The organism is Streptomyces sp. N35, assembly GCF_016464295.1.
In the GTDB taxonomy this organism is placed as follows: Bacteria; Actinomycetota; Actinomycetes; order Streptomycetales; family Streptomycetaceae; genus Streptomyces.
Genome location: NZ_JAEIMH010000083.1, coordinates 34766 through 39890, shown reverse-complemented (window position 1 = coordinate 39890; position 5125 = coordinate 34766). Strand labels below are relative to the sequence as shown.

The 5125-nt window shown below is 73.0% G+C and carries 5 protein-coding genes and 1 pseudogene; all 6 read left to right on the top strand.

Features of this window, described 5'->3' with window-relative positions:
• Positions 1-267, top strand: a pseudogene (locus tag JAO81_RS43010) (hypothetical protein); the annotation flags it as partial.
• A 132-nt stretch (positions 268-399) separates the two neighbouring features.
• Entirely contained in the window at positions 400-1209 is an 810-nt protein-coding gene (locus JAO81_RS33480) for a WecB/TagA/CpsF family glycosyltransferase (RefSeq protein ID WP_199551735.1), read from the top strand.
• Entirely contained in the window at positions 1206-1955 is a 750-nt protein-coding gene (locus tag JAO81_RS33475; protein ID WP_199551734.1) for an FkbM family methyltransferase, read from the top strand. Before JAO81_RS33480 ends, JAO81_RS33475 begins: the two co-directional genes overlap by 4 nt.
• The gene (locus tag JAO81_RS33470; protein ID WP_199551733.1) at positions 1952-3151 is read left to right on the top strand and encodes a glycosyltransferase family 4 protein; all 1200 of its coding nucleotides are present in this window, start codon (positions 1952-1954) and stop codon (positions 3149-3151) included. Before JAO81_RS33475 ends, JAO81_RS33470 begins: the two co-directional genes overlap by 4 nt.
• Positions 3148-3999 (top strand): FkbM family methyltransferase, encoded by an 852-nt coding sequence (locus JAO81_RS33465; protein ID WP_199551732.1) that lies wholly within the window; start codon positions 3148-3150, stop codon positions 3997-3999. Before JAO81_RS33470 ends, JAO81_RS33465 begins: the two co-directional genes overlap by 4 nt.
• 3 nt (positions 4000-4002) lie before the next feature.
• Positions 4003-5052 (top strand): LCP family protein, encoded by a 1050-nt coding sequence (locus JAO81_RS33460; protein WP_199551731.1) that lies wholly within the window; start codon positions 4003-4005, stop codon positions 5050-5052.
• The last annotated feature ends 73 nt before the right edge of the window (positions 5053-5125 follow it).

The window sequence follows — 5125 nt, the reverse complement described above, 5'->3', positions numbered from 1 at the left end:
CCCCCCGCGCCGGCCCGTTCCGTCCCCGCCCCCAGCCGCTCGCCCGCGCCGGCGGGCGGCACCCGCCCGCCCCTGCCCGCAGGGGCCGGCCGCACGCCCTCAACTCCCGCCGCAGGGCGTCCGGTTGCGCCCCGGCACGCTCCCAAATCCGCCCCGCCGACGGGCCGTACGCGCCGCGGGCTCGCCGCCCTGACCCGCACCGTGCTCGCCGCGCGCCGCGCCCAGCCGGGCGCACGGCACACCACGGCGGACCTGGCGAGGGGCTGAGATGCCGGCTCACGGACGTCATCACCGAGGCCGGAGGGCTGACATGTCGGCTCACGGACGTCATCACCGAGGCCGGAGGGCTGACATGTCGGCACACCGACGCCACCACCGAGGCCAGAGGGGCCCCCGTCCATGACCGCTCTCCACACCGGCCCTCCGCCGGCGCTGCCCCCGGCGGTGGCCGCCGCCACCGTGCCCTGCGCGGGCGTCCCCATCGCGGCGATCACGCCGGCCGAGGGCGCGGCCGCGGTCGTCCGGCTCGCGGCGCAGGGCGCGGCCGCCGATGTGCACCTGTGCAACGCGTACACGCTCGCCCTCGCCGACACCGACCCGGACCTGCACCGGCTCCTTCGCGCGGCCACCCTCAACCTGCCCGACGGACAAGGCGTGGTGTGGGCCAACCGTCTCCTGCACCGCGACCGCACACTGCCCCGCGCGCGGGTCTACGGACCCGACCTCTTCCTCGACGTCTTCGCCACGGGCCAGGCGGTGGGCCTGCGCCACTACCTCCTCGGCTCGACCCGCGAGGTCCTCGACGCCCTCACCGCAGAGCTGAAGGCGCGCTGTCCGCGCGCACGGATCGTCGGCACCGAGGCCCCGCCCTACCGCGACCTCACCGGCGAAGAACGCGCCGCGCAGAGCGCCCGTATCGCAGCGTCCGGCGCCCAGATCGTCTGGCTCGGCCTCGGCACCCCCAAGCAGGACCACGAGGCCGCCCGCCTCGCCGCCCTGCACCCGGCCGTCTACGTCGCGGTCGGCGCCGCCTTCGACTTCGTCTCCGGGAACAAGCCGCAGGCGCCCGGGTGGATGCAACGCACCGGCCTGGAATGGCTGTTCCGGCTGTGCAGCGAGCCGCGGCGGCTGTGGCGGCGGGTGCTGTGGGGGCATCCGCGGTTCCTGCTGGCGACATTCCGTACCCCGAGGAAGGGCCACCGGCCATGACCACGCTTCTGCACCGCACCCGCCGCGCCGTCCAGCGCTTCGGCATCGACATCTGCCGCTACCCCGGCAGCTGGTCGGGACCTCAACTCGTCCAGCTCCTGCGCCGCTTCGAGATCGACACCGTGCTCGACGTCGGCGCCCACGCGGGCGGCTACGGCTCCATGCTGCGCGCCGCCGGCTTCGACGGCCGCATCGTGTCCTTCGAACCGCTCACCGGACCGCGCACAGATCTCCTCGCCGCCTCGCAGGAGGACGACCGCTGGACGGTCCTGCCGTACGCGCTGGGGGACACCGACGGCACCACCGTCATGAACGTCGCGGGCAACTCCGGCGCATCGAGCTCCGTCCTGCCGATGCTCCCGCGCCACCGCGACGCCGCCCCGCACGCCGCCTACACCGGCCGCCAGAACGCCGAGGTCCGGCGCCTGGACGGCCTGTGGGAACAGGTCACGGCCCCCGGTGAGCGGATCTTCCTCAAGCTGGATGTCCAGGGCTTCGAGGCCCATGTCCTGCGCGGACTCGGCGATATCGCCGACGAGATCGCCGGCCTCCAGCTGGAAACCTCCCTCGTCCCGCTGTACGAGGGCGGCCTGCTCTTCAACGACGCGCTCGCGCACGCACAGAAGAAGTTCGGCATGACCCTGATGTCGGTCGTCCCGGGCTTCACCGATCCGGCGAGCGGGCAGATGCTGCAGTGCGATCTGGTGCTCTTCAAGGACCCCGACGCAAGGGAGCCCGGGGAGTGACCCGGCGGATCGCGTTCGTACTGCCGTATCTGACGGCGTACCGCGTTCCGTTCCTGGAGCACCTGCACCGGGAACTGCGCGGCAGGGACATCGAGTTGACCGTGGCGCACGGCCGGCCGACCGGGATCTCGATCGCGCGCGGCGACGAACTTCTGATGCCCGGCGCCACACCGCTGCGCCAGCGCGTGCTCCCCATCGCCGGGCGCGAACTGGTCTGGCACCGCGGTCTGGGCGCTCTGGCCCGCGCCAACGACGCGCTCGTCCTGCCGCAGACCCTCCACAACCTGCGCACCTATCCGCTGCTGGCCCGCCGGCGTGTGCCGATCGGCCTGTGGGGACACGGCCACAACCACGTCACCGCGCACGGCCGGCTCGAGCGCGGTGCGAAGTCCGCACTGACCCGCCGGGCCGACTGGTTCTTCGCCTACACCGAGGCCGGCGGCGCGTACGCCGAGCGGGCGGGCCTGCCGCGGCAGCGGATCACCGTGGTGCAGAACTCCCTGGACACCACGGCCCTGGCCACCGCCCGCGACCAGGTCACCGAGGGCGAGGCGGACGCCCTGCGGCAGCGGTACGGCCTGCTGCCCGGGCGCACCGGTCTGTACATCGGGGCCGTCGACGAGCTGAAGCGCATCCCGTTCCTGCTCGCCGCGGCCGACCGGATCGCCGAACGGCTGCCCGGCTTCCGGCTCCTGGTCGCGGGCGACGGCCGACAGCGCGCCCTCGTCGAGTCGAGCCCCGCCGCGGTGTACGTGGGGCCGGTCGACCCTGTCCGCAAGGCGCGGCTGGGTGCCGTCGCGGACGTGATGCTCGTGCCGGGTGCGGTCGGTCTGTGCGCCGTGGACTCCTTCGCCCTGCGCACCCCGCTCGTCACGACGCCCTGGGCCTTCCACGGACCGGAGTTCGGCTACTTGGAGCACGGGCGGAACGCCGTCGTGGCCCAGGACGACTCGTATGCGCGCGTAGTGGCCGAACTGCTCTGCCGCCCGCGGGAGCTGGCGCGGCTGCGCCGTGCGTGCCGCTGCGACGCCACGCGCTACACCGTCGAGGAGATGGCCGTGCGGTTCGCCGGAGGCGCGGAGGGGTTGCTCGCCCTCGCTGAACCCAAGTCCCGTACCGGCGGCCGCTCTTCCACCAGCGCCCTCGCGCCCCACAGCCCCGAACCGGTCCGACCCGCAAGGAGGAGCCGATCATGAGTCTGCTCGAAGCCGTACGCACCAGCCGTGGCACCGTACGCCTCGCTCCCGGACTGCAGCGCGCGGCCCGGGCGGCGGCGCTGCGTGGAATGGTCCCCCGGCCCGTCTGGCGCAGACTGCAGCCCACCGGCCGCTGGACCGTACACGCCCCGGACGGCAGCGAGTTCCAGTACGAAGCGGCCGAGCGGGACATCATGGCCCGCTGGGTGGTGTGGACCGATCTGCGGGACTGGGAGGAGAGCACCCAGCCGGTGCTCTTCGACCTGGCCCGCTCGGCGCGCTGCTTCCTCGACATCGGCGCGTTCTCGGGCATCTACACGCTGCTCGCCTGCCAGGCGAACCCCCGGCTGCGCGCCCTCGCCTTCGAGCCCAACCCGGCGACGCTGCCGATGCTGCGCCGCAATCTGGAACTCAACGGTCTCGGCGACCGTGTGACGGTCGTCGAGAAGGCGCTCTCCGACGCACCCGGCCGCGCGCGCCTGACCATCCCCTACGACACCACGGCGGCGTCCCTGAACGTGGAGCCCGCCGCCGTGGACAGTGTCGAGGTCGAGGTGAGCACGGCGGACGCGATCGCCGGCGACCTCCCCGTCGACCTGGTGAAGATCGACGTGGAGGGGTTCGAGCCGCAGATCCTGCGCGGCATGGCGGGGCTGCTCACCACCCGCCGTCCCGCGATCATCGCCGAGTGCCTGGACGCCCCCGCCCTCGAGCGGCTGCGCGCCACCGCCGCGGAGTTCGGCTACCGGACGGTGCGTCATCTGGGCCGGGGCGGAGCCGTGCCGGCGGGCGAGGGTTTCGTCCCGCCGGCGTTCTACGCCAACTTCCTCTTCACCCACGGTGGTTGAGTGATGCCCGCATCCTCGCGCCGCTCCCGGCTGCTGCGCCGTACCGGCTACGTATGCGGGGGCCTGCTCGTCCTCGCCGTCCTCGCCGGCGGACTGCTCTACGCGCGCCTCGACAGCAACATCCGCACCGACGAGGCCACGGCCCGCGCCCTGCGCGCGGACCACGGCTCACGCCCCGCGAAGGCGGGCAAGGCGCAGAACATCCTGCTCCTGGGCACCGACAGCCAGGCCGGCTGGGGCTCGACCCGGGCGGACACCACGATGCTGCTGCATCTGTCCGCGGACCGGCGCTCCGCGTCGATGACGAGCATCCCGCGCGATCTGATGGTCGACATCCCCGCCTGTCTGACGGCCGAAGGCAACCGCACGTCGGCCGAGTACGCCCAGTTCAACTGGGCGTACGAGCGGGCGGGTGCCTCCTGCACCATCCGGACCTTCGAGAAGCTGAGCGGCATCCGCGTCGACCATCACCTGGTGGTGGACTTCTCCGGGTTCATGAAGGTCACCGACGCCGTCGGCGGAGTCGAGGTCGATGTGCCCGCCACCGTGCACGAGTCGGTGGACGACCCGGACTACGGCGTCACCCTGCGGCCGGGACGGCAGCTCCTGAGCGGCAGGGAGGCGCTCGTCTTCGTACGGACGCGTCTGGGGGTGAGCGACGGAAGCGATCTGCAGCGCATCGAGCGGCAGAAGCAGTTCATGCGGGACCTGAGCCGCAAGGTGATCGACGCCGGCACACTCACCTCGCCGACCAGGCTCTATCCCGTGCTCGACGCCGTCACCTCGTCCTTGACCGCGGACGACGGAATGGACTCGCCCGCCGAGCTGTACTCGCTCCTGAGCGGCGCCCGAAGCCTGCCCCCGCACGCGATCAGGACGGTGACGCTGCCCGCCACCGAACACCCGGACTACGTCGGCCGTTACGAGCCGGTCGAGGACGAGGCGCGCGCTCTGTTCAAGGCGTTGCGTGAGGACAAGCCACTGCCGCGGCACCTCTACAACGCGTATGACAAGGACGGGCAGCGCGACCGCCCGTACTTCGAGAAGTCCTGAGCTCTCCCCCGCGCCGTGCGGGGCGCCCGGGTCTCCCGGCGGGGCGTCGCGCGTCAGGGCGCGCACGCGCGGG